Annotated in this window: 17 protein-coding genes and 1 pseudogene; 7 read left to right on the top strand and 11 right to left on the bottom strand. The window is 57.2% G+C overall.

Features of this window, described 5'->3' with window-relative positions:
- The first annotated feature begins 299 nt into the window (after window positions 1-299).
- Window positions 300-581 (top strand): hypothetical protein, encoded by a 282-nt coding sequence (locus BPHYT_RS04170; protein WP_012431914.1) that lies wholly within the window; start codon window positions 300-302, stop codon window positions 579-581.
- A 38-nt stretch (window positions 582-619) separates the two neighbouring features.
- Window positions 620-1024, top strand: a complete 405-nt coding sequence (locus tag BPHYT_RS04165) for a DUF2471 domain-containing protein (protein ID WP_012431913.1) — start codon at window positions 620-622, stop codon at window positions 1022-1024.
- 217 nt (window positions 1025-1241) lie between these two features.
- Here BPHYT_RS04165 and BPHYT_RS04160 read toward each other — a convergent pair whose 3' ends face one another.
- The 3 genes and pseudogenes from BPHYT_RS04160 to BPHYT_RS04155 all read right to left on the bottom strand — a co-directional run bounded on the left by BPHYT_RS04160 (window position 1242) and on the right by BPHYT_RS04155 (window position 3861).
- Window positions 1242-2462: a glycosyltransferase family 4 protein gene (locus BPHYT_RS04160; protein WP_012431912.1), complete on the bottom strand. Its 1221-nt coding sequence runs from the start codon at window positions 2460-2462 to the stop codon at window positions 1242-1244.
- 152 nt (window positions 2463-2614) lie between these two features.
- Window positions 2615-2785, bottom strand: a pseudogene (locus tag BPHYT_RS37085) (IS30 family transposase); the annotation flags it as partial.
- A gap of 191 nt (window positions 2786-2976) precedes the next feature.
- Complete coding sequence (locus tag BPHYT_RS04155; protein ID WP_012431911.1) at window positions 2977-3861, bottom strand: polysaccharide deacetylase family protein; 885 nt, start codon at window positions 3859-3861, stop codon at window positions 2977-2979.
- Between the two features lie 1485 nt (window positions 3862-5346).
- On the opposite strand from BPHYT_RS04155, the gene glf reads away from it, so the two are divergent.
- A complete protein-coding gene (glf, locus tag BPHYT_RS04150; RefSeq protein WP_012431908.1) occupies window positions 5347-6438 on the top strand; it encodes a UDP-galactopyranose mutase in 1092 nt (363 codons plus the stop codon).
- On the top strand, window positions 6435-7406 hold the full coding sequence (locus BPHYT_RS04145) for a glycosyltransferase (RefSeq protein WP_012431907.1): 972 nt from the start codon (window positions 6435-6437) through the stop codon (window positions 7404-7406). Before glf ends, BPHYT_RS04145 begins: the two co-directional genes overlap by 4 nt.
- Before the next feature lie 117 nt (window positions 7407-7523).
- Here the strand turns inward: BPHYT_RS04145 and BPHYT_RS04140 are convergent, their stop codons facing one another.
- From BPHYT_RS04140 to BPHYT_RS04130, 3 genes are all read right to left on the bottom strand, one after another.
- Window positions 7524-8759: a flippase gene (locus BPHYT_RS04140; protein WP_238535645.1), complete on the bottom strand. Its 1236-nt coding sequence runs from the start codon at window positions 8757-8759 to the stop codon at window positions 7524-7526.
- A gap of 224 nt (window positions 8760-8983) precedes the next feature.
- Entirely contained in the window at window positions 8984-10183 is a 1200-nt protein-coding gene (locus BPHYT_RS04135) for a glycosyltransferase family 4 protein (protein WP_238535622.1), read from the bottom strand.
- A gap of 283 nt (window positions 10184-10466) precedes the next feature.
- A complete protein-coding gene (locus BPHYT_RS04130) occupies window positions 10467-12362 on the bottom strand; it encodes an alpha/beta fold hydrolase (protein WP_012431904.1) in 1896 nt (631 codons plus the stop codon).
- Window positions 12363-12747: 385 nt separating this feature from the next.
- Between BPHYT_RS04130 and BPHYT_RS38085 the strand changes: the two genes are divergently transcribed.
- Window positions 12748-13158: a hypothetical protein gene (locus BPHYT_RS38085; protein ID WP_148225060.1), complete on the top strand. Its 411-nt coding sequence runs from the start codon at window positions 12748-12750 to the stop codon at window positions 13156-13158.
- On the opposite strand, the gene BPHYT_RS04125 is transcribed toward BPHYT_RS38085, so the two are convergent.
- The 3 genes from BPHYT_RS04125 to BPHYT_RS04115 form a co-directional block, all read right to left on the bottom strand.
- Entirely contained in the window at window positions 13122-14282 is a 1161-nt protein-coding gene (locus BPHYT_RS04125) for a hypothetical protein (protein WP_012431903.1), read from the bottom strand. The two genes, BPHYT_RS38085 and BPHYT_RS04125, sit on opposite strands and share 37 nt — an antisense overlap.
- 43 nt (window positions 14283-14325) lie before the next feature.
- Complete coding sequence (locus tag BPHYT_RS04120) at window positions 14326-16680, bottom strand: polysaccharide biosynthesis tyrosine autokinase (protein WP_012431902.1); 2355 nt, start codon at window positions 16678-16680, stop codon at window positions 14326-14328.
- Between the two features lie 336 nt (window positions 16681-17016).
- Window positions 17017-18471 (bottom strand): glycosyl hydrolase, encoded by a 1455-nt coding sequence (locus tag BPHYT_RS04115; RefSeq protein WP_012431901.1) that lies wholly within the window; start codon window positions 18469-18471, stop codon window positions 17017-17019.
- 794 nt (window positions 18472-19265) lie between these two features.
- On the opposite strand from BPHYT_RS04115, the gene BPHYT_RS04110 reads away from it, so the two are divergent.
- A complete protein-coding gene (locus BPHYT_RS04110; RefSeq protein ID WP_012431900.1) occupies window positions 19266-20954 on the top strand; it encodes a beta-glucosidase in 1689 nt (562 codons plus the stop codon).
- Window positions 20955-20978: 24 nt separating this feature from the next.
- On the opposite strand, the gene BPHYT_RS04105 is transcribed toward BPHYT_RS04110, so the two are convergent.
- Window positions 20979-21395, bottom strand: coding sequence for a VOC family protein (locus BPHYT_RS04105; RefSeq protein ID WP_012431899.1), 417 nt, complete (start codon window positions 21393-21395; stop codon window positions 20979-20981).
- Window positions 21392-21922: a helix-turn-helix domain-containing protein gene (locus BPHYT_RS04100; protein ID WP_012431898.1), complete on the bottom strand. Its 531-nt coding sequence runs from the start codon at window positions 21920-21922 to the stop codon at window positions 21392-21394. The genes BPHYT_RS04105 and BPHYT_RS04100 overlap by 4 nt, the downstream gene beginning before the upstream one ends.
- A gap of 277 nt (window positions 21923-22199) precedes the next feature.
- On the opposite strand from BPHYT_RS04100, the gene BPHYT_RS04095 reads away from it, so the two are divergent.
- Window positions 22200-23018: a class I SAM-dependent methyltransferase gene (locus tag BPHYT_RS04095; RefSeq protein ID WP_012431897.1), complete on the top strand. Its 819-nt coding sequence runs from the start codon at window positions 22200-22202 to the stop codon at window positions 23016-23018.
- The last annotated feature ends 284 nt before the right edge of the window (window positions 23019-23302 follow it).

Here is a 23302-nt window from a genome sequence, read left to right as displayed (position 1 = left end):
GTCCGGGTAAAAAAGTTCGTGGCAGTGTGGGCACTCGTGTATGCCCACAGTTGCCAATGCGATACCCAAGTTGCACCTCTCACGTCGCGCCGGCCGAGCCGTCCAGACCCTCATCCCAAACGCCGGAAGATCGAGCACAGGTACGCCGTCAGCCGCCTCTGCGCAGCTGACGACCGACCGCCCACCGGGCTTGATCGCCCTCTTCTCTTCCAGTCGAATCCGACATCCTGCGAATTGACTTGCATCCCGGACAAATACTGTATAAATTCACAGTACTGTTTTTATATACAGAATCGGCCATGAACCAACTCATCCGCATCTTGAACGACGGTGACCGCGAAACGCTTGCGTGGTTGCGCAAGCATGTTGGAGACGTGCGTGTGGCTGCTGCGGCGCGACATCTGGGAGGCAACGGCAAGCCGTACGTATCCGCCGTGTGCCGCTATCTCGGCGTACGTCCGCCAATGCCTCATCAACATAGCCGGCCTGTTGAAGACTGCACGGTCGGCGATAACCATCTAGCCCAGATTCGCGAATTGTTGGCACAGCGAAACCGGGCATTGTCGAAGCATCAGTTTTGATGCTTCGAGTTACTGCGAATCCTCAGGAAGATAACAATATGGTTAGCGACGCTGCTCTTGATATGGATGTCCACGAGATCAACCCTGCCGCCCTTGAGCGCGCGCTCCGCAGCGCGTCGTTGGACCTGCAGCAGATCATTGCCACGGTCGCAGGTCGTCACCTCGACACGGGTCGTCGCCGTCACTCGAATAGCGCGCGATTGCCGACCTGGCGCACGCTGCTCACAATCGATGAACAGGTCTTTGAGAATCGTGGCTTCCTGGCCAGGCACAGTGAGACGGTACGTTCGACGTTCGTACGGTTCGAGGACAGTCGTTTGTGCGGGATGGATCTCGACGAACCCGTCGACTGGCGGCGTGACGACGACAACTTGCCGGCCGTGTACCTGCTCGTGCGCGCGCTGGTACAGGCCGAGGCAACTGATATGGCCGCTCAGGACTGATACGCGGGCATCGGCCGTCGGCCAATATGGTTTTGGGTGCGTTCCAGAAGGTTCAAAGTCAAACGAACCGAGCTCTAAATAGTTCGAGCTCAAGTGAATTGTGGGTTCAGATGGAGCATCGACGCGATAGTGGCACCCAGGACGACGGACTACCTCGGGACACGATGATCTGAAATACACCAACGCCTGCGTCGAGTTAACGCTATGAATCTGGTCACTACGCGCGCCGCACAGCAAACTCGTGCCTTGAGGCCAGCGGCAACTCGTCGCGAATACCCATGATCGCCGCAAGGCGCTCGGTGTAGTACTCCGGCAAGTATTCGCTGATTTGGTACCTCCTTTCGGGATTCGACAGGTGAGCGGACAGTTGCGCGAGCGCCTTCTTCAGACCGTCCGGACTTGTGCTGAATTTGATCTTGTTGCCGACTGCATCCGCCGTCGTAGCCATGCTTCCACCATCGCGCACGAGTGCAGGCAAGCCGAGCATCGCGGCTTCGATGACAATCAGCGGCGCGTTTTCCGCGCACACCGACGGCACGATGACTGCATCGGCAAAACATTGCATTTCCGTGAACAATCGCTCCTGCGATAGGCTGCCGAAAAAAATCAACTTACCCTGCTTGATGAGCGCCGGAAAGCGTTGCTCGATCACTGCCCGCTCCGGGCCCTCGCCGTAAGCACCGATCGATTCGATATGCTCGAAGTCTGCCGCTTGTGCGAGTTCGATGAACTGTCGAAGACCTTTTTCTTGCGCCAGTCGTCCAGCAAAGGCAAGGTTGAAGCGTTCCTTGCCGCGTTTAGGCGACGCAATCCGCGCAGTTGGCACCGACGATGGATTATGGAGGATCACCGTATTGGTAATCCCGCAGCGATTCAGTGCTTCTTGCATATAGGCACTCGGGCAAAGAATCTGGTCGAAGACACGTGACGGTCGGCACGCCGCCCGCACCGCATGCCAGTATGTCTTCGTCAGGAGGTCGTGCATGAAGCCTTTCGGCGACGAACGAAGCCTGAGCGCAGCGAATGTACTCAGCGCGTCAAGCGGAAGAATTTGAGGTAGTCCGCTCTTGAAGAACTGCAGTGCAGGGTTCCAATAGACGAGATGGTAGTCGTGGCAGGTGTGATACGTGCGGTAGCCGACACTGCGCTTGTGGCGCGCGATAACGCCCAGCACCGAGGGCGAGAGCGCGTTATGGTAGTTATGTACCAGCACGCGATGCGGCCTGAATCGGAGGATAGTCTTTTCGAGAGCCTGGGCCGCGGCATGATTCCAGGCTCTCGAGACTAACGAAGTTTGTTCGACAAATTGACTATTGTCGAAACTCTCGACTTCTACGCCGGATAAGGTCCTGAAGAGTCCGACCGACTGCCTATAAACAATCTCTGCGCCGCCTCTGTCCGAGAAATCATTGATCATTAAGACTCTGCAGCGTTCCATGTCTCCGCTCCATTTTTGTGGCACTAATACAATCAGGCAAAACGCGGGAGATAGCGACCACCTTTACTAATCTTGCGAAGTGTAGCTCGTTAGAGTCGACCGTTATGTTTGGTAGTGCACTAAGGGAAAGTCTTACGTTGATGTCTCCAGAATCAACTGGCGGGCGTAATAAATTGGTGGAATCGTTCAGCGCGCGTTTCGTAATACAAAGTCATTCTCGGGCGCTCGTTCAAACGGCTCGTCACGGAATTGAGTTCCGCCTGCGAATACGCAGACAGATCGGTGCCTTTGTGGAAGTACTGCCTTGATAGACCGTTTGTATTTCGCTCAACCGTCGGTCCCATGGATGTGGGGATAGTGAGTTAGCCCGATGGTTTCGCCTCAATTCTCTCGCGGAACCGTACATGAAACTCTTGCCTCATACGGCTCTCGTCAGCCGACCGTTGTCACCGCCGGCTGTGCTTGCTCGTCGCCTCTCGCGGCCAGAACGTAAAACCGCGGAAGCTGTGCAGAGTCAGAACTGAGGAAATCGGCCCCGCCAACCTCCGCCCTTTTTTAGATAATGCAGAAAGAGTGGAATCCCGGTTAATTGCGCCGCGAATTGCCGCGTCGACGCGCTGTCGTCGATGATGATCGCGGGCAGTCGATACGGATCGCTTCGATGATCGCTCCAGCCGACGTCGCACGTGCGGGCGCTCTTGTATCCCGCCGCCTTCGCGAAGCCAATTTCGCGATCGCCATAGTTTCCGTTCGGGTAGGCGAAATGTTCGCAGGCACAGTGCAGCAGCGCTTCGATTTCGTGCTTGCTCCTGCCGATTTCGTCTGCACATTCGCTATCGCTGCAGCGAGTCAGCACCGGATGAAATCGCGTGTGGGCTTGAAAATCCACGTGCGCACTCATGACGTCAATCTGCTCGATGCTAAGGCCGGTTGCAAAATTGTCGGCTTCCTGGTGGTAACCATGCGCCGCGAGTTCGGTGAGGCGCTCTGCATTCCTCATCCGCTTCAAGCGTTCATGGCCTGCCTCCAGCGAGCCGGGATGCAACCACCAATGACTACGCGCGCGGCCGACGATGCTGCTGCACAGAAAGATCGTCGGCCGCACCTTGTGCTTGATAAAGATAGGCAGCAATTTCGCGTTGCCCTTGTGCCCGTCGTCGAAGGTAATGGCCGCACGAGCACGACCGCGACCCGGCGCGGCGACATCAGTCAGCGGAACAAAATCACATAATTTCCTAAGGTAAGTAAGGTGCCGGTCGAGCGTCGCAGGATCGGGGTCGTGATAGAGCAAGATCGCTACGCGGTCGCGCCACAGCCATGCGCGCGTCGCTCGGGCAACGCCCGTCAGGACGAGCAGTGCAGCCAGGAACTCCTTAATTAAAGCCTTACCCCGATTCATCTCGCGTCTCCGCTCATGCGCTTTCAAGACCTCGACGCTGTGACCACTACGTCTTGTCTAGTGCTGAATTAAAGGAACAGCTGAGGACAGGACAGACCGCCTGGATGGCTCCCGCTACTCGCCACTTCGGTCCGCCATGCCGCCTTAAGCAGCGGGCCAGTCGCTCCGCCTAGCACCCGTTGCCAACGAGGCGCGATAAGCCACATCACGGACCCGAATGTGTGCGCGGAAAACGGACCGGTCACATAGAGGCCGCAAACCTTAGTCCAAAAATTTGATGTGAGTTTGGACTGCCCGCCATCGACCGAAACCATATCGATAATTGCAAGAAAAAACTCGTGCTGTCCCATATTGGTCGTAAAGCGTGTTGTGTGTTGACGTGGCCGGCAGCAATAGATGACTCGTCGCCTTATTTATCACACGAAGGATTTCCCGACTGCTCTCAACCGCGGCATAGCAAACTTCGGTCAAGAACGCGATTTTCACTTGGATGACGACGCGATCACACAACCGCTCAACGCCGGACGCTGAGAACGACTTCTCCAAGATGAGCACGCCTTGCGCTGTCACTATCGTCCATGGCGCGCAGAGTTGCCAGCGCGACGGCGGATGTTGCTTTGATGTCCCCCTGTGCGACTCGGCTATTACCCACCGCCTCGGTACGCTACCGAGAACGCTTGAAGCCTGATCGCCTGCAAGCTATCACTCCGTTGAATCACAGCGCCGGTGAATCGGCAACGTACAACGATTTCAAGCCTCGCTGCAACGCCGCCGGCGCTTAATGAGCTAGATTGCACCAGCAAGCTGGCAAAGTTTTGCAAGGTATTCCGTGGCACGACCTTACCGCGAGACAACCGCCGACAACCGCCATCAGCTAGGCCAGTTCCGCCGCTACCGGCGACTCCTCGTTCGGTTACCCACAAAGCGTGGGCAACTTGTTGACGCGATGGCTACCGACGCAATGGAAGAAAGCCATGTTCTGATTCTCACGACGCCGCTCACTTTCAGCGTTCCAACCGGCGAGCGCGACAAGTTTCCCAACGAAAACCCTCCGTCGCATCGTTACTAAAGCGACGACACTACATGCGAGTGACGAGAAGCGGATTGTTCGGGGTCGGCGAACCCGTTTTTTGCATTGCAGGCTTTGCACACTGTTCCATGCGGAGTCGAAGATTCAATTTCTCTTACATACGCCACGGGAACGGCGATGTGTGCGCAAACGTACCGATGGCGGAATTTCAAACAGGCACCCTTGCGGTGGGCGACGCTGCCTTCAGTCCGCAGACAAGATTCACCGTATTTTCTGGCGCCATACAGTTCTACCTGGAACGAGAGCGCGTTTTCCGAAGGCGACAAGTGTCGGCCCATGCGCTTCTCTGTGCCGCACCGTCCCGTCCGGCTCGCAAATAACTCTACGGTCATCCGTGCGCCCTGCTGGCGACATGAATGGCAGCCACCTTGCGCATTTCTAGAGGACTTCAACTGATGAAATATGACGCCTTGATCGTTGGGGCCGGCTTTGCGGGCACAGTATGTGCCGAACGCCTTGCCTCCGCTGGCAAACGAGTGCTGGTGATTGACAAGCGGAATCATATCGGTGGAAACGCGTTCGATTGCTATGATGAGAACGGCGTGCTGATTCATCCCTACGGACCGCATATTTTTCATACTTCCGGCAAGCGAATCTTCGAATACCTGTCGAACTTCACCGACTGGCGACTTTACGAGCACCGAGTACTCGCTCACCTGGACGGAGAGTTTTACCCGATTCCTATCAACCGGACGACGATCAACAAGCTGTACGGACTGGATCTGAACGAGGAAGGCGTGAAAGCGTACCTTGAATCCGTGCGCGAAGCCCGGAACGACATCGCGACGAGCGAAGACGTCGTGTTGAGCAGCGTGGGCAGCGACTTGTGCGACAAGTTCTTTCGCGGCTACACACAGAAGCAGTGGGGACTCGACCTGGCCGATCTTTCAGCGGGCGTAGCCGCGCGCATACCGACCCGCTCTAACGACGACGATCGTTACTTCACCGACACATACCAGTTCATGCCCGCCCGGGGCTACACGGCAATGTTCGAGAAGATGCTCGGACATCCGAATATCGAAGTGCGCTTGTCCGAGGATTTTCGCGTCCTGAGGTCAGTGGTTGAACGCGAACACACTGTCTATACCGGTCCGATCGACGCGTTTTTCGATTATCGCTTCGGCAAACTCCCCTATCGGAGCCTGTCGTTCCAACATGAACATCTGACCGACGTCGATCAATTCCAGCAAACCGGGACGATCAATTACCCCAACGATCACGAATACACCAGGATAACCGAATTCAAACATCTGACCGGGCAGCAACACTCCGGCACGTCGATCGTGCGAGAGTATCCACGAGCCGAAGGCGACCCGTACTATCCCATTCCCCGCTCTGAAAATGAGGCGCTTTTCAAGCGGTACCACGAACTTGCCGAGGCCACGCCTGATGTGACGTTCGTCGGGAGGCTCGCGCAGTATCGCTACTACAACATGGATCAGGTTGTTGGCGCGGCACTGAAAGTCGCTGAGGAGCTGGCCCAATGAAGCCGAAAAGTGTTGCCGCAATCGTTGTCTCGTACAACCGGCGAGCCTTGTTACAAGAATGCATCGAAGCGTTGCTTGCTCAAACGCAGACTGTCGATGCGATTTTCGTGATTGATAATGGTAGCAGCGACGGTTCGCGAGAGTATCTGGACGCCGTTAAAGCAAATCAGGACACGGTTTTTGTTGTTCTGGCGGAAAGCAACACTGGTGGGGCAGGCGGCTTCGCTACTGGAATCACCACCGCGTTTTCCAAGGGTTTCGATTGGTACTGGCTAATGGATGACGACGCGGAGCCAATGCCCGACGCGCTCGAAAAACTGATGGCCTCAGAAGACGCCGCGCGCACTGAAGTCGTTGCAATGTGCGGTTCGGTATTCGGCATCGACAAGCGTTTGCAGTACTGGCATCAGGGAACCTTCGACAGTCGGATGCGGCTGGTCACGCCGATGCCCGAGTTGCACACGAACGCTTCCTTCCAGACCGACTATATGTCGTTCGTCGGTGCCTGCATTCGGCACGATGCGATTCAACGCGTGGGTTTTCCCGCCCGCGAGTATTTCGTCTGGAACGACGACGTCGAATACACCGCCCGCCTGAGTCGCATCGGTGAATTGCGTTGCGTGACCGCCTCGCACATGATGCATAAGGACGGAGAGAATCGGGATTTAGTGCAGCGCCCGCACTCAATACGCGAATGGATGGAAACGAGGCGCATGCCGGCAGCTACGCAATGGAAGCACGCATGCGGGCTGCGCAACTATGTCGACATGGTATTTCGGCATCGCGGTCCGGCACCGCTCTGGGCCGCGTCGCTTTTTGCACGACGACTTGCCCGGGTTCTGGTGTTCGGAGATCGCCGCGTCAGTGTCATCGCGCTATACCTCCGCTACTTTGTGCAGGCTGTGGGACGACGGCAATTCGAAACGGTACTGCCGGCCGACTGGAAGAGGTCGCTAGGCGATTCCTGAGTCCAATGAGGTGCGTGATTTATGGACATCGCCTCGACTAATTGAGGCGATGTCCAACCGTGGCGTGGCCGCTCACCCCTTCTTGCGCAATAGTTTCGCCATTGCCACAGCCTCACTTCAGTCGGTGACCGCTCGCGGCGCAAAGAGCGGAACTCTCTTCTGGATCAAATAGAATGCCATGGTGGCAGTGACAAGAGCTTCGGTTGCAAGTATCGACATCGCTGCACCTTGTGCTCCGAAGGCGGACGACAGCGGCACCAACAGCGCTACGTTGAACACGCCCGATACGAGCAGAATCTCGCTAAACTTTCTCTTCATGCCGAGCGGCAGCATCATTTGCAGCCCTAGCACATTACTCAGCGCCACCAGCCAAGGCACGAATGCCAGCCACCGTAAAACAGCGATCGCCGGTTCATATTGTGGTCCCATGCCGAAGCGCACGATCCACGGCGCAAGTACCCAGAGCATCACGGAAACAAAAAGCATAATGGCGTTCATCGCGTAAAGCGCCTTGCGAACGAGCGCAAAGGCCTTCTGCGTATCCTCGGCAAACAGCGCGTTGACACGCGGGTAAAGGGCATTGCCAAGTGGAGTTATCACCGCCTGCGCAACGTTCCTGATCTTGTCGGCGGCACCGAAATAACCCAGCGTCACATTGCCCGCCAACGAACCAAGTATTACGCTGTTGGTGGTTGTGTACATGCTGATTGCCGCAGTCGCCATGAAGACGTGCCACCCTTCGCGAAATGCGCCCGCCACTTCGCTCACGCTTGGCAGACAGAAAGAAATCAACCTCAAGCGAGCGGCGAATAGAAGCGAGATGCATCCAGCGACTACAGTACTCATGGAGCTGATGAGTGCCGCCCGCCAGGTGTCGTCAGACGAGTGAATGAAGAGGTAAGTAGCCGGTATGACTAACAGGCGCGAAGTCAGGGTCGAAATGGTGACAAAGGACATCCGCTCCAGACCTTGAAAGAGCCATTGCGGAAATAGCAACGTGCCGATCACCAATGGAAACGTCGCAAACATGACGAGGCGAAGCTCGCTCAGCTTCGGCACGAAAAGCACGCCCAGGAGTAGCAGTACGAGACCCACGCACGCTACGATGCATTTGGCGGCCTGCGTCGTCCAGAAGATTTTCGAAACGGCGTTGCGGTCGTTCTGCACCTTTGCAATTGCTCCGGTGGCCGACAGAATGAAGCCGTAGTCCGCCAGCAGCACAAGATAGGCGATTACACCCTGGGCAAATACATAGGCCCCAAACTGGTCAGGGCCTAAAATGCGGAAAAGATACGGCAATGTGGCGAGTGGAAGCACCATATTCGCCAGTTGCAATACCGACAATGCCAGCATGTTCTGCAACAGTCGATGCGCCATAATGCGTCTGCCCGTGGTTGTAGATCGTCGCTCAAAGGGGAAGGAAATAATGCCTGGTTACCAATGCGTCCTTCGCAGCACACGCATCGACGATTGACTGAACACTTCCGTCTGCCATCGCTCGATCATTTCCCGTCAATGTCGGCCACTTCCTGCCATACGTGCTTTTGCGTGCTGTCCTCCGGCACATACCGTATCGGCTAGGTCAAACGCATAATATTCGCCAAACGCTCGGCGTAGGACTGAGGCAAGAACTCACTCACGTCGTACCGTCTCTCCGGTGTTGCAAGATGCGCGGCAAGCTCCTCGAGCGCCGCTTGCAGGCTTTGTGGGGCGTCGCGATACATTATCTTGCTGCCTACTGTGTCGCCAAAATCCAGCCGATGCGTGCCCTCACGCATCAACGTGGGCAAGCCTAGCATCGCGGCTTCAACAATAACGAGCGGCGCCACTTCCACCCCGACTGAGGGCAGCACGATGGCATCGGCGAAAGCTCCTAATTTGGAAAAAAGTTGCTCTTGCGGCAAGTTACCAAAGAAGACAAGCTTTCCCGACTCAATAAGAGGTGCATATCGTTGCTCGATCACCTCGCGGTCGGCGCCGTCGCCAAACACACCGATGCGTTCAATACGTGAAAAATCGATCGATGCGGCCAGCTCGATAAACTGCGCGAGTCCCTTCTCACGAGCGACGCGTCCGACGAATGCAATATTGAAGCCCTTACGATCCAGGACGCTTACCGGTTCGCTCACTACTGCGACCGCGGAAGGATTGTAAAGGACTACCGTGTTGTCGATGCCCTTCCGGTGCAACGCCTCCTGCATGAAGTCGCTAGGACAGATGATCCGATCGAAGATACGCTCCGGCTTGTGTATTGCACGCACCGCGTGCCAGTATGCTTTCGAAAAGAAATCATGGACCACACCTTTTGCGCTGGAACGCAAGGTCAGTACATGGCTAGTCCGCAACGCATCGAGTGTCAATTGTTCTACACGGCCACCCATCACGTAGTGCAAGGTTGGGTTGTAATACACAAGATGAAAATCATGACATGTCATGTACGTCGCGCAGTCCAACTCTCGCTTGTATCGGGCTATCACGCCCAACACCGATGCCGACAAAGCATTGTGATAGTTGTGAACGAGAATCCTGTTGGGACGATAGCCGGCAAGCATCTTCTTGAGCGCGCGTGCTGCGGCCACGTTCCACGACTTGGAAAGCAACGACGAGTTCTCATCGATACGGCTGGCATGAAAGCATTCGACTTCCACACCGGCCATAGCTCGCAAAAGGTCAGCGGACTGCCGGTATACCACTTCGGCACCACCCTTTTGCACGAAATCGTTGATCACCAAGACTCTGTATTTCTGCATGCGTTTATACCCGTCAAGGTTCGCCAAGCGCCGCGCGCTCCAACAAGCGAGAGTACAGGTTCATATGCGAAACGTATGTTCGTAATCGCACGGTGGATCCGAGCCGTGAAGTTTGCGCAACGGGCCGGTAGTGGCGAGTGCGCAAGCAAAATCCTCCCTGCCGGGAGATTGCGGACGCCCAGCGCATAGCCGTCGTGCTGCAAATTTAGCCACGACAGAATTGGCTTGTCTGCTGCAAGTTTTTGAAATGATCGACACCATCGCAGTAAAGCGCGAGTCGACGAGATTCACCAGCGCACACGGCGCCCTGTCACGCCGAGTCTTTTGTCCGGCGGGAAGTCGGCGACAGTGGCGATTTACGGTTTGCAATTCGCGACCTCGCTTTTGTCGCGCTGGTGTCGGCAGGGGGCGAGTACTCCTCGATTGGAGGGCCGCCCCTTTTCCTAACGACGGTTGTAACTTTTCCGTTAGCAGCGGCTGCGAGATGCGTTGTGCGAAGAACCTCCTCGCAGACGGCCGTCACATTTTGTCTCGCAATCCGGCTCAGTACCTCGTGGTCCATATTGCTTACAATAGACGCTTGTGCCCTTGCGAGCTTTTCCATGAGGCGTCCGTGCATGCCAAAGTGCAGGTGAAATTGGCCGATGCTATGGTCTTGAGCGCTAAAGAGCAGACGAACATGAACACCGGTCGCATCCAGGCGCTGAAATAATGCGCGAACCTTGGATCTGTCTGTCGGTGGGCAGAGTTTTTCACCGCTCCATGCGGCCGCGAGATCCTGGGCATGCGCCGCCGCGTGTCGCCAGATCGTGCGCAAAGCAAGTCCGAGTCGCGCGTTGCCACGCATAACCTCCATCCACTTCTCGACCCGCATCAAACTACGCAAGTACGTCCGCGGCGATCCCAACCTCCGCTCGGCCGCGCCTTGCATCGTGCATCCGTCCGGCAGAACAAAGGCGGACGGATTGACCATGACGAGACCGCGCACGGCACGAGCACGATTAAGTCTCGTCGCTTGCAACGCCGTGTATGCCCCCGAACAAATTCCGAAAACGACAATATCCCGGTAACCGCGTTCAATCAACCAGTCGGCCGCCCAGGACAGATCGGCGCCTATCGCATCGAGGACCGTTTGCCCAGGGTGGCCGCTCGCCGCGTAATGACTGTCGCCCAGCCCTCGGGCGTCGACGCGCAGCGACGCAAACCCGCGGTCTGCAAGCGCGCGGCTTAGTTCCACACCAAAGCGGCCATCCCCCACGTGATGAGTCGCGGCCGTGTTAGCAATGAGCAGCACAGGCGGTGGCTCATCCGTCGGGCTCCGCGTTGCAGGTTCGCAAAGGACGGAGAAGATACCCCTTTCCCGCAGTTGCAGTGGGTATTCAATTGCAGACGCCGTGACAAGAACGGGATTTGCATCGACCGTCGCCTTCGGCGCATGGACACACGGCTCTACGTCCGTCGACAACCAATCCGCCACCTTGTTCAGGAGTGTTTCCGGAAGCTCGGACAGCCACGAAGTCTGTAGTAACTGCGCGTAATTTTCGAAATCCACCGACTCTACGAAGGCGCCGTTGAGTTCGTAATGTGCACTGAGTGTACGACTGCCGTCGGGCTGACCACTATGAGCGATCAGGATACGTTGCGCTGGCAACATAGGCTCGTCGCATAGGTCTAGGCTGCCGATCGTTTCCAAGGCCTCTGCACTGACTCTGTGCCCCATAAAATCCCGTGCCCCCGGCGGCGTGACCTCATCTTGTCCGACGCATGCACCCTCTAACCATATGCGCTGCAGAGCGTTCATCTCGCGCAGGAATAGACGGAGTGACCGGACCGGCGCGAGCATTGCGATGGATTTGATGTCGCACCTGCGCGCGGCCAGAGCTGCAACCGTTGCCCCCAAGCGAAAGCCCGCCAGGGAAACTTGTTCAACGGCGGTCACACTTTTCAGATAGGCGATTGCCTCCAGAACTTCGTCGGCCCATTCGGAGGGTCGCAACAAAGTTTGGCCATCAATGGAGTCACCGGTACCACGGTAATCGAAACGTAAAACCGGAACGCCGCGCGCAACCAGACGATCTGTCAATTCGCGCATCGCTCTATGCAGCCACAGTGCCTCGTGCCCGAAGGGATTACAAAGCACGACGCCGTTATTACCATCCGCGGGATGCAGCCAGCCAGAATGGCCATTAAAGATCACTGGTTTCATTACGTAGTGCTAGTTAGGTAATGCGTCGTAGTTGGGCCATGGAGTGGAATTCCGCGTACGTCTCAGAACTACTGCGTCGACCAACTTACTCACATGGCGACTCCATTACCGAGCACGAATTGATCCCGGTGTAGACGACTCGTGAATTTTTGATTCAGTATTCTGTTATGAGGTCCGCTTTCGGACTTCGGGTGGTAAAGAACAGTGTCAGCGATCTGCTCAAGCACGGGATGCGGTCTCGCTCGGTTGTAAAGGGCGCCCGTTCGGCAAACCGTCATCGCGACAAAAGACGGCCTGATCGGCCGGTGCAGCGTTGCGAATTGGGACCGTTCCTGAGCCGACTGAGTTCCGCGTCGTCAGGCGTGGTCACCGGGAGGATGACCTCGTGGCTGTACGCGTCAGCCGCCGCGCCTTCAGCGCAGAGCGCTTGCTGTCCCGTCACAACTCGGACATTCAGGCAGACATTCTTGCAGCAGACGGCGTGAATCCGTGGCAGGCTCTTCAAAATAACAGACGTGTCCGTCGTGACATTGGACGCCGCGCCACATGCGAGATCGGTGAATGGCAGGGCACAATGGGATTAGGCTGCCTGTACCTGCGTACTCAAGGCAGCGAGCCCGCGCCAACAACTGACGGACACTCTTTGCACCCCGAATTGCTGCACTTTTCGGAAATGCAACGCGCATACCTGCGGACAGATCAACACAATAACAATGCGGCGCGCAGCAATGTCGTTCTCGTCGTTTCAACGAGGCTAACTTATGTCTTGCAATACTGTGGAAGTGGCTGGAATTGAGCCGCAGTTTCCAGACGGTTTGCGCTGTATGCCGCGAATCGGGGCCAGTAGCAAATCAAATACGCTAGCGGAATGAAGGAAGTGACCGTAGTCACGCTGACAGTCGCGCTGATAAACAGGAAAATCATCATGACGAAACCGTCGCTCGCTGTAAACGCGATCACGGCGAGAACGACCAGAGCACCGAAGAGCCCCAATTCCGCAATTGTGGCGGGAAGACCGCCAAAGAGAGCACCCTGCGCCATGTCCTCCTGGATCAAGCGGATGTATGGAAGGTATTTGTAGTGAGCCATGATTTCTGCAGCACTGGTACCCTTAACGATATCCTCCAGCCGAGCATCGAACATGAAAGCGTAGCCGGCCAACCGGTGGCCAAACGTGTCCGAGCCGAAAAAGTTATTGGACGCAAGGTATACCGAAATCACTGACATAGCCGCATAGTAAGCGCTCATTATCAGGAGCGGATGGAGCAAACGCAATTTGTCCCGAAACGGATAGACCGCTGCAAAAAGGAAAAGCACCATTGACGACTTCGAGAAGCTGATGAAAAGACCGAAGAGATAAAGACCAATGAGCTTTTTATTGGGCGCATCGCTGAAAAGATGCAAGATAAGCGACACAGCCAGCAACGAAGAGAAGAATCCCGCCTCGCGAGAGAATCCCGAGACGCGCGTAAAGAAGAAGACCTCATAGAAATTCGTGTACGTCATTGTCGCGTTGTCGCCCCAGATCATCTGTGAGAGATTCGTTGGTCCGAGCAGGTACGAAAAGTCACGATCGACGTAGTACATCGCAAACTGTACGGTCGCGAACACAATGTTGATGACCATCCACGGATGAAGGTAGCTAATGCGTCGCACTGTCGTGTACATCAGGTAACCGATGCAGATGCCGATCGACAGAACCCGCACGGCCACGGAAGGTGAGGTGAGCGCGCTTACCAGAACCGCAATCAGCAACGGACCGACCCAGCGGCGCGCCGTACTGGCGAGAAACCGAGAGAAGTCCGGGTCGAGAAACGGAATCACGATATAAAAATAAAGCGTGGTTCCATCTACCTGTGGATTGAGAATCACGCAGGTAAAAAACATGTAGAACAGCACGGATATCAGTCTGGAGTACATTGCTTTCTCAATGCAAGAGCGCGCAACATCCGCCAGGTCGCGATCACGAAACGCCATGCTCTGCCGGCGGCGGAGTACTTGCTGCGGAATAGGCCTCCGCATAGCTGTAGCTGCGTTTTTCGCTGCGCCGGCGTGGCATCGCGTTGAATATCATGCCGATCAGACGCGCGCCGGCACGGTCCAGACCCTGCGCGGCACCCTCCAGTTCTCGTTCGCTCTGGGCGTTCGGGCGTACCACAAGCACTGTCGACCCCGCGAGAGAGGCGATCAGGTTTGCGTCGCTAACCGCCAGTACTGGCGGTGTGTCGATGATGATCACGTCATACAGTCCATCAAGACGGTCAAGTAGCTGTTGCATACGAGGCGTCGATAGCAACCGGGACGGATTGGGCGGATACCGGCCGGCAGCGATGAACGACAGGCCATGAACGTCGGTGTTTTGAATGACGGCACCGGCATCGACATCACCACTCAGAATTTCGGCGAGGCCACCTGTACCGGTTCGCTTCATGATGGCGGCCAAATGGCCTCTGCGCATATCGCCGTCGATCAGCAATACCCGCTTGCCGGCCTCTGCGCTCAGGACGGCCAGATTCGACGAGATAAAGCTTTTGCCTGTACCGGGCGTCGCGCCGGTCACGACAAGTACTTTATTCGGTGCGTCCTGAATCTGCCGTTGCAATGATGCACGTATGCTGCGCAATGCTTCCAGCGGCATGTCGTCATATCCATCGGTGGCGAGCAGGAAGCGACCGCCGGCCAGCACGGGATCTTGCGGAGCAGATCCACCATAGGTCAATCTCGGCGGCGATCCGGTTATCCTCTCGTCCGCTGTTTGCTGTGCTCGGCCAGAAAGCCCTTTCTTCGCCGACGGGAAGTTCAAATTCTGCGCCCGATCCAAACGGGCCTGCTCGTCACTGAACAGCACGTGACCAAAAACAGGCAGGTTCAGATGTCGCTCGGCCACCACCGAATTCTCGAGCGAGGAAGACCATAGGCGCCGGATAAAGATGTACAGAAACGCCACGATCAGACCGCCTGCGGCGCCCACGCCGATCACCAGCGGGCGCTTGGGTTTCACAGGGTCAACGGGCAACAACGCGGTGTCGATGATATGTACGTTACCAAGCGTCCCGGCCTGCGTCACTGCAAGTTCGTTGGACTTGTTGACCATCGCGACATAGATATCTTCGGCCACCTTGACATTACGCGTGAGGTCGGCCGAGCGACGCTCGGATGCGGGCAACTGGTCGAAGCGTGCTTCGAACGCACTCTTGGCATTTTGAAGTAGTGCGAGCTGGCTAACGACTGTCTGCACGTCACGCGAGTTTGGCGCAAAGTGACTTTCTAACGCCGCTTTTTGCACCTTGAGCGTCGCGATCTGGCGATCGAACTCTATGCTTCCCTGGAGGTAGGACGCGGCTTCAGTACCCGCCTGCATCGAGCTCGATGCGGTTTTGTACTGGCTCAGTTCGGCCTCCGCCTGCGTCAGGTTGGCGCGAAGCTGCGGTAGCTCTCCAATGATAAAGTCCCGGGTCGTGAGGGCCTCTGCGCGGTGCTGCGCGATATGGGAAGCAATGTAGCCTTGCGCGATGCCGTTGGCGATCGCCCGGGCCAATTCCGGATCAGTGTTTTCGTAGACGATCTGCACGACGCCCGTGTCCTTACCCGACTCGCTAACTTTCAACTGATGCTGGAAACGTTCGATTGCCTTGGCTTCGCTTAAACGTACAAGCGTGAACTCGGTTCCGGGACGCGCGACGAGCCGATCCATCGTGAGAGCAACACCGTTTGCTTGGGACGGTACGCCGGCCGTGCCCACTAGCAATACTCGTCGGTTCTGATCGGCGAGACGGTAGCGGCCGTCGGCAAGAGCGGTCAACGTCATTGATTGGTCTTCGAGCCGGGCCGGTACGGTCAGCGAACCCACGGACGCTTCCTCTCCACCCCATGCAAAGGATCCCAAGCCAGTGGGTGCCGGCATCGGTGAACCCGGTGTGGCAAATGGCCGAATCAAAGCCCCGATAAGCGGAACGCGCTTCGGAGTTATTAAGGTATCCTGCTTGAACTTTTTGATCACCGGCACAATCACGCTTCGGCTTTGGATAATCTGAATCTCAGCTTCGGTAGGGAGTGTGGGCGGAATCACTTGCTCCTGCGCCTTTGACGCTTCACCGAGCGCATTGGGCTTAGGGAAATCCACTTTGACCAACGCATCGGCGGAATAGACCGGGGTTGCCGCGAATGCGTAGAGCGCGGCCAGTCCGGTGACCAGCGCGACAATGCCGGCGACCAGCCACACGTTGTCTACGATCTGCCGTGCCAGTTCATGCACTGAGAACGCGTCAGCGTTATTTTGTAGCACGATCGGCGGAGTACGGGAAACACTCGGATTCATACGACGAACTCCTTGTTGGTTGGAACCGGAGTGAACTACTGACCGGCAAATCCTCTCCCGGGACGCGCCTCGCCGATTGAATGGCGCATCAGAATGAATCAGGCATCCGTCACGCGTGGGTGGGGATCAAGGGGTCGTTGCTGGCAGGGGGTGGTGCAGTCCGGTCTCGCCTGACAGATTGCGGCGCAGCAGCGACAACGTCTGTGCCCTACCGCACAAGACTCCCAATTCGCGCCGCCTGACGGGTTGCCGCCAGAAGAAGAACAGCCCGCGGCTTAAAGAAGCGCGCGGGCTGCGGGAGCTCGTTACACCAGGACGGTGGCGTGATGGCTCAGGTCAGACTGGATTGGCGGCCACGAATTTCTTGAACGCCGAGTACGACGGATTTTTCGTAACGCCATCTGCCTGTATGAGACCGAAGTCAGGATCGATCAGGCAGTACATCTGGACGGACTGAATGTTGTACTGATCCTTGAGCGAACGGTACTCCGTTAGTGCCTGGGTCACATAGCTGGCTTGCTGCGTCGGCGTAACCTGGCTGCCTTCCCAACCCCATTCCGTCAACCAGATCGGCAAGTTAAAAGAATCCTTCAGAATCTGCAGTACGTTCACGCAGGCGTTATTTCGCCAACCACAAGTGATATCGCCCGAACTCTGATACCAGTGGAACGTTGTGTAGTCCCAACGGACCGGGGCTGCACCCGAAACACCGTTGACGGAGCCATCAGGCGTGATGCCGCTCCAAAGCATTTGCAGGGCGCGATAGGCAAGCGGGATACCAACGTTGACACCGCACTGGATCGTCGGGTCGATTGCCTTCACCCCGTCGATCATGCCTCGAATGACGCCGCGGAATGCCGGCCAGATCGCTGGACTGTAGTTATTCGTGTTGCTCCCGTCGCCGTTCGTAACCAGGCCATCCGAGTCGAGTTCGTTGCCACACTCGATATACTTAACAAGGCCTTTCAGCGGCTTGGCGATCGAGGCGCCAAGGTTGTAGCCCAATGTGTAGGCGGCCGATTCCGAACCGTTCTGATCATAGGCGGTCGAAGCGGCGTTAATACACGGCATGATGGCCACGCCGCTGCCGGCGAACGCGCCGGTCAGTGCGTTGGCTACCGTCTGAGCCATGCCGCCATCTGCAACGTCCACGCGATAGTTCGTGACGCCGAGATCCTTGAGCAAGGCTAGTTGGGCCGCTGCCGACATGGTGTGATAGATACCGTCGGGCCACGCAAGATGGCCATTCATGCCGTAGAACAGCGCACCCGAAGTCGACCCGGACGTCGCCCGGGTGACCTTGATGGTGATGGTCTGTGTGGTCTTGGTGCCGCCGGCTTGTCCCGCCGCAACGGAAAATGCCACCACGTCGATCTGGTGCGAGCCCACCGTCAATTTGGTCGTATCAACCTGGATGGAAAATTTGCCGCTGCTAGGCGTCGTGTCGGCGCCGATCTTGGCGACCGTGGCGTGGTCATAAACGGCCACGTTGTGCCAGGTGGTGCCGGCAGTGCCGCTCACCGTGATGGTGCCGGACACAGAGGCGTTGGCCGCTGGGGCCGTTACCGTGAAACCGCTTGAACCGGCCCTTTTGGCGACACTCTCGTCGTTGGCTACCGCCGCAGGCGAGTCGCTGCTTCCGCCGCCACCGCACGCGGAAAGTGCGATCGACCCAGCACCCGCGATGAGGCCCGCGAGGAACTTCCTGCGAGGCACGGGTCCAGCAGGAATCAGAGAAGGGACGGACAGTGGAAGAAGTTGCTGATTTTTTGGTCGGATAGGTAAGGTCATGAGTACAACTTACGCAGTTCGGTTGGGGATCGCAGTATATGTGCCCAACATTTGCGTATGATGTAACTGGATGTAAAAACGAAACAATAAGGCGAACTATCTCCAGACTAATGCTGTAAAGCAAATATCCGCATTACGCGTATCGAAAAAGAGAACATATGTGCGCCACCGCACATACGGGATGTTGCGTCGGCGCACTGATAAAAAAATTATTTACCTATTAATTAGGGGTTCTCAAATCTTAATTTTTGTGCTCAATCCCTTTCCACAGGCCGCTTTTGCGCATTGAGCCATCGAACCGAATCGCGATGAAAAGATCAAATAATAGGCACCTTTATTCATACGAATATACCAATTCACAATGATTTTGTCTGATAAATACTGTTAATAAGTCACTTCACCTAAAAAGATGCCGACCCTCAAATAATCGAAGGGTTTTCCATTAGATCAATAGAAAATCTTTTAACCCCCCTCATACCGAAATCCATTCCGAACTTCGTTTGTAAGCGTTGAAGCTCTCGTAAGACATTCGGTTGATTCTCCATACGAATAGCGGTTGTGCGTGGGTTGAGCGAGTGCTTCCAACGGCAAGCTGTAGTTCAAACGTAGCGCGGCGGCGAATGGCTCTGAAAGTTCGATGTCGCACTGACAAGCCAGCGAACGCCCTCTATCGTGGGTCTGCTTGCCGCCCAAGATACGGTGCTCCGCGTGCCTCCAAGTGCCTGCCGCGCCTGTCTCTTCGCTCGTCAAACCGATCGGGCCATTTCATCAGCGTTTCAATGAGGATTGATCCGATGCCGACGATTCATCGCCGCCGCAGCCCGTTCAGATCACGCACGCTCTGGCGCACTACGCTGCCCGCACTGATGTTTCTGGCTTTCTCGGGCGTCTCATACGCGCAGGTCAAGCTGCAACTGATCAACCCGCCTGGCTCGCAAGTCATGCTGACAAGCGGAAAGAAGACCCTACGGTTCGAGGTTCTGTCGCCGGCCCGTTTGCGCGCAGCGAGAATGACGGTGGTCGTTTATTCCTACGACAGCGACGGCAAGGCGGTGCACACGCCGCTCGCGTCGTACGAGAAAACCATCGGCAGCATGGACAGCGGTAAGGCCATCGACGTCGACGTAGCGATCCCGCGCTCCGGTCTATTCCGGGTCGACGCAACCTTAAAATTATCCGATGGGGAAATGCTCGACAAGACCACGAGCACGATCGCTGTCGTCACGAAACGCGACGAGATCGGGCCCTCCGACTTCGGGGTCGGCACGCACTTCGCCCAACGTGTGATACCACCTGCGTCGGTGCTGCTGCCGCTCGTCAAGCAGGCTGGATTCTCGTGGATTCGGGACGACCTCTATTGGGCGGCAATCGAGAAAAAGCCCGGAGTATTCAAATTTCCCCAGAGCTATGACGCCTACCTGGCCTTATGCAAACAACTCGGCATTTCGACTGTAATCGTTCTTGGCGGCGGCAACGCGGATGCCTACCCTACACTGTTTCCGAAGTCGGACTTTCCCTTTTCATCCGACGCCCGTGCGCGCTTCGCAGCTTACGTCGACGCAGTGGTTGCGCGATACGGTGACGCCACTGTGGCTGCGCCCTACGGCGGAGCAGTCAGCCATTGGGAAGTGTGGAACGAGCCTGACTTCAGCAAGATCAGCTACGCAGCCTATCTTTCCCTACTATGGGAAACGTTCGGCGCGATTAAAGATGTGGATCCCAATGCATCGGTTATCTCCTGCGGCGGCGGCGGCTCGGGCGGCGGCCCCGGCGGCGACTGTGTGGTCGGCTTACTCGAGGAAGGAGGGCTAAACGACCAGACCGGCTTCAGCGTACATCCCTATATGTCGCCAAATACGCCAGAAAAGGGCTACAAAACCGTAGACGCACCAATCGACGCCGTGAGTATCCCGACAGTGTGGCCCTATCTGAAGGACTTTGCCGCTGACCGTGTGAAAGCCGACGGCCGCCCTCTGCAAGTTTGGGTGACGGAGATGGGCTGGCCCGTCAACCCCAAGGAACCGGGGCAAGACGAGGCCATGCAAGCGGCCAATCTGGCGCGCAGCTTTTTGCTGTCACGGCGCTATGGCACGGTTCGCGTCCTGTTCTGGTATGACTTTGTCGATGACGGCACCGACCCATATAACATCGAACATAATTTTGGGTTACTGCATTACGACCTGACGCCGAAACCGGCATTCGTCGCGGCATCTGTATTAACCAGCACAGTCGGCAAGCGACCGTGGGTGAAGGCGTTGATCGACTCGGACAACGTCAAGGCGTATCAATACGGAAACGACGATCCGGTTATCGTCGGCTGGACCGCCGACGGCAAGCAACATGACGCAGTCGTGACCCTGCCGCCGGGAAAATACATACAACGTGACTGGCAAGGTGTCGATACGCCTCTGCCGATCAGTGCTCAAGCGCTCCACTGGCAAGTGGGCTCAATTCCCCGCTACCTGATACCCGAACGACGGTAGCATCGACACGACGGGAGTGGCTATTCACGTCCCGCTTCGCGGCTCCTGAATCATCTTCCAACCGTTACCGGCGGGGTCGCGAAAACCTGCATCGACGCTGCCAAAACGGTCCACCGGCTCCTGGGTGAATTCCACGCCACTTGCCTTCAGATGAGCGTAGCTCGCGCGGCAATCGGACACCAGCAGGACGAGTGGCGGCATGGCGCCCTTCGCGACCATCGCACGCAGGGTCTGCGCGGTGGCGTCGTCATGGACGGGCGGACCGGGTCTGAACAGCCCGAGCTGGAAAGAAGGCTGATCCGGATGCTGCACCGTTAGCCACCGGTAGGCGCCGTTGGCCACGTCCGTATGGACGCGGAATCCGAGTTTGTCGACATAGAACTTGAGCGCTTCGTCCTGATCGTCGACGTACAAGCCCACCACACTGATACCCTGGTTCATGAGACCTCCTTGGTTGATGTGGGCAATGTACCTTTGGCCTCGCGGCGCCGCTTCTCCAAAACTGCGATGGTGAGATCGGGACGCTGGGCGGCCTTGAGAACGCAGGCGGGTACGCGGTCGAGTTGCCGCACGGCGGCCTGCGCCTCCCGGCGCATGGCGCTGGGGCTCCGACCGTTGATGTCGCGGAAGACGCGGCCAAAGGTCCCCAGGCTCTCCCAGCCCGTGGCGAAGGCGATTTCCGTGATGCTGAGCGCCGTGTCGCGCAGCAGCGTATTGGCTTGCTCGATGCGCCGCGTCAACAGGTAGCGATGTGGCGGGATGCCGAAAGCCCGCTTGAAGGAACGCGCGAAATGGGCCTCGGAAACGCCACTGACCGTAGCCAGCCGATCGACGGGCCAAGCCTCGTGCGAAGCGGCGTCCATTCGGTCTTTGGCGCGCAGCAGGCGACGCAGCAGCGCCGGATCCTGCAACGGTTCGGTGTCGGCCGGCGGCGCAGACGAGGTGAGTGGTGGATTGGATTCGGCCATGGTCGTCAATGGTTCGCCATCGCTGGCTGCGAGCGTAGTGTGTCGAAGACTGATTCCGGAAACGTCGGCATCGTTGGTGAGCTTCGACGTTGGCACGCCGTACTGTGTCTTCATCCCGGTTGATTCTAACGCGCTGGATGCCCGGTGGCCGCACCGTGTCGCGACCAATGGGCGCTCGAAGCGTACGTCGAAGCTGCCGCCAAAGAAGACCCGGCAAGACGGCTGTTCTATTCGCCCCGCTGCGCCTAACATTGCCTGAAAAGCAGCAGGGAGGCGTATGAACAGCTTCGGTACCGATACTCGCTTCACCGGCTCGATCGCCGAGCTCTATGAGAGCCACCTTGTTCCGATGCTCTTCGAACCCTACGCCGCGGATCTGGCGAACCGGGTCGACCGGCGTCAGCCATCACGCGTGCTCGAGACCGCGGCCGGCACGGGCGTAGTGACTCGCCCGATGGCGCATGCATTACCCATGCATGTCGAACTAGTTGCAACCGACCTGAATCAGCCGATGCTCGATCGCGCCGCCGCAATCGGCACTTCGAGACCAGTGAGGTGGCAACAGGCAGACGCGACCCGCCTGCCGTTCGACGACGCGAGTTTCGACGTCGTCGTCTGCCAGTTTGGGGCCATGTTTTTTCCGGACAAAGCGCATGCGTTCGCCGAAGCTCGGCGCGTACTTCGTCGCGACGGTGCGCTGTTGTTCAACGTCTGGGATCGCATTGAAGAAAACGAGTTTGCCAATACCGTCACGGCAACCCTCGCCGGTCTCTTCCCGGCGGATCCTCCACTTTTCTTGGCGCGCACGCCGTACGGTTATTTCGACCCGGCGATCATTTCACGCGACCTCGTGAATGCGGGCTTCAGCGCGGCTCCACGTTTCGAGACCATTGCGGCGCGCAGCCGTGCGGCATCTGCGCTTGTGCCGGCCGTCGGCCTTTGTCAGGGCACGCCTTTGCGCAGTGAGATCGAGGCGCGCTCCGGCGGCGCCGTGGATGACGCGACGTCAGCATGCGCCACTGCGATTGCCGAGCGCTTCGGCACGGGGCCGGTCGACGGTAAGATCCAGGCGCACGTGGTCATGGTCCAAAGCTGACCGTTGATACGAACGCTCGCCGGCGCGGTGTTACGCATCGCTTCCACGCGGTCGTCATCGCGTTCCCTTTGCGGACTGGCGACTCCAAAATTACACACCTCGGCATTATTATGGATAGCTGAATGACAACGTGAGAATGGTCCATGAACGCTTCGGTTATCTCTGCCCTGGCTGCACTTGTCGGCGCCGCTATCGGCGGCATGACTTCGGTTCTTGCCTCGTGGCTGACCCAACGCACGCAGGTCCGCGCAGTGGCTGGCGACGTTGCACCGCGAGTTCGGCAA

It is taken from the genome of Paraburkholderia phytofirmans PsJN (assembly GCF_000020125.1).
In the GTDB taxonomy this organism is placed as follows: domain Bacteria; phylum Pseudomonadota; class Gammaproteobacteria; order Burkholderiales; family Burkholderiaceae; genus Paraburkholderia; species Paraburkholderia phytofirmans.
This window is presented reverse-complemented; position numbering and strand designations above follow the sequence as displayed.

Bases quoted from the DNA above. Each gene is read 5' to 3' on its own strand.
- BPHYT_RS04095 (WP_012431897.1), top strand. From the start codon at position 22,200: ATGAACAGCTTCGGTACCGATACTCGCTTCACCGGCTCGATCGCCGAG.
- BPHYT_RS04165 (WP_012431913.1), top strand. From the start codon at position 620: ATGGTTAGCGACGCTGCTCTTGATATGGATGTCCACGAGATCAACCCT.
- BPHYT_RS04115 (WP_012431901.1), bottom strand. From the start codon at position 18,471: ATGACCTTACCTATCCGACCAAAAAATCAGCAACTTCTTCCACTGTCC.
- glf (WP_012431908.1), top strand. From the start codon at position 5,347: ATGAAATATGACGCCTTGATCGTTGGGGCCGGCTTTGCGGGCACAGTA.
- BPHYT_RS04170 (WP_012431914.1), top strand. From the start codon at position 300: ATGAACCAACTCATCCGCATCTTGAACGACGGTGACCGCGAAACGCTT.
- BPHYT_RS04145 (WP_012431907.1), top strand. From the start codon at position 6,435: ATGAAGCCGAAAAGTGTTGCCGCAATCGTTGTCTCGTACAACCGGCGA.
- BPHYT_RS04140 (WP_238535645.1), bottom strand. From the start codon at position 8,759: ATGCTGGCATTGTCGGTATTGCAACTGGCGAATATGGTGCTTCCACTC.
- BPHYT_RS04125 (WP_012431903.1), bottom strand. From the start codon at position 14,282: ATGTACTCCAGACTGATATCCGTGCTGTTCTACATGTTTTTTACCTGC.
- BPHYT_RS04110 (WP_012431900.1), top strand. From the start codon at position 19,266: ATGCCGACGATTCATCGCCGCCGCAGCCCGTTCAGATCACGCACGCTC.
- BPHYT_RS04100 (WP_012431898.1), bottom strand. From the start codon at position 21,922: ATGGCCGAATCCAATCCACCACTCACCTCGTCTGCGCCGCCGGCCGAC.
- BPHYT_RS04105 (WP_012431899.1), bottom strand. From the start codon at position 21,395: ATGAACCAGGGTATCAGTGTGGTGGGCTTGTACGTCGACGATCAGGAC.
- BPHYT_RS04155 (WP_012431911.1), bottom strand. From the start codon at position 3,861: ATGAATCGGGGTAAGGCTTTAATTAAGGAGTTCCTGGCTGCACTGCTC.
- BPHYT_RS04160 (WP_012431912.1), bottom strand. From the start codon at position 2,462: ATGGAACGCTGCAGAGTCTTAATGATCAATGATTTCTCGGACAGAGGC.
- BPHYT_RS04120 (WP_012431902.1), bottom strand. From the start codon at position 16,680: ATGAATCCGAGTGTTTCCCGTACTCCGCCGATCGTGCTACAAAATAAC.
- BPHYT_RS04130 (WP_012431904.1), bottom strand. From the start codon at position 12,362: ATGAAACCAGTGATCTTTAATGGCCATTCTGGCTGGCTGCATCCCGCG.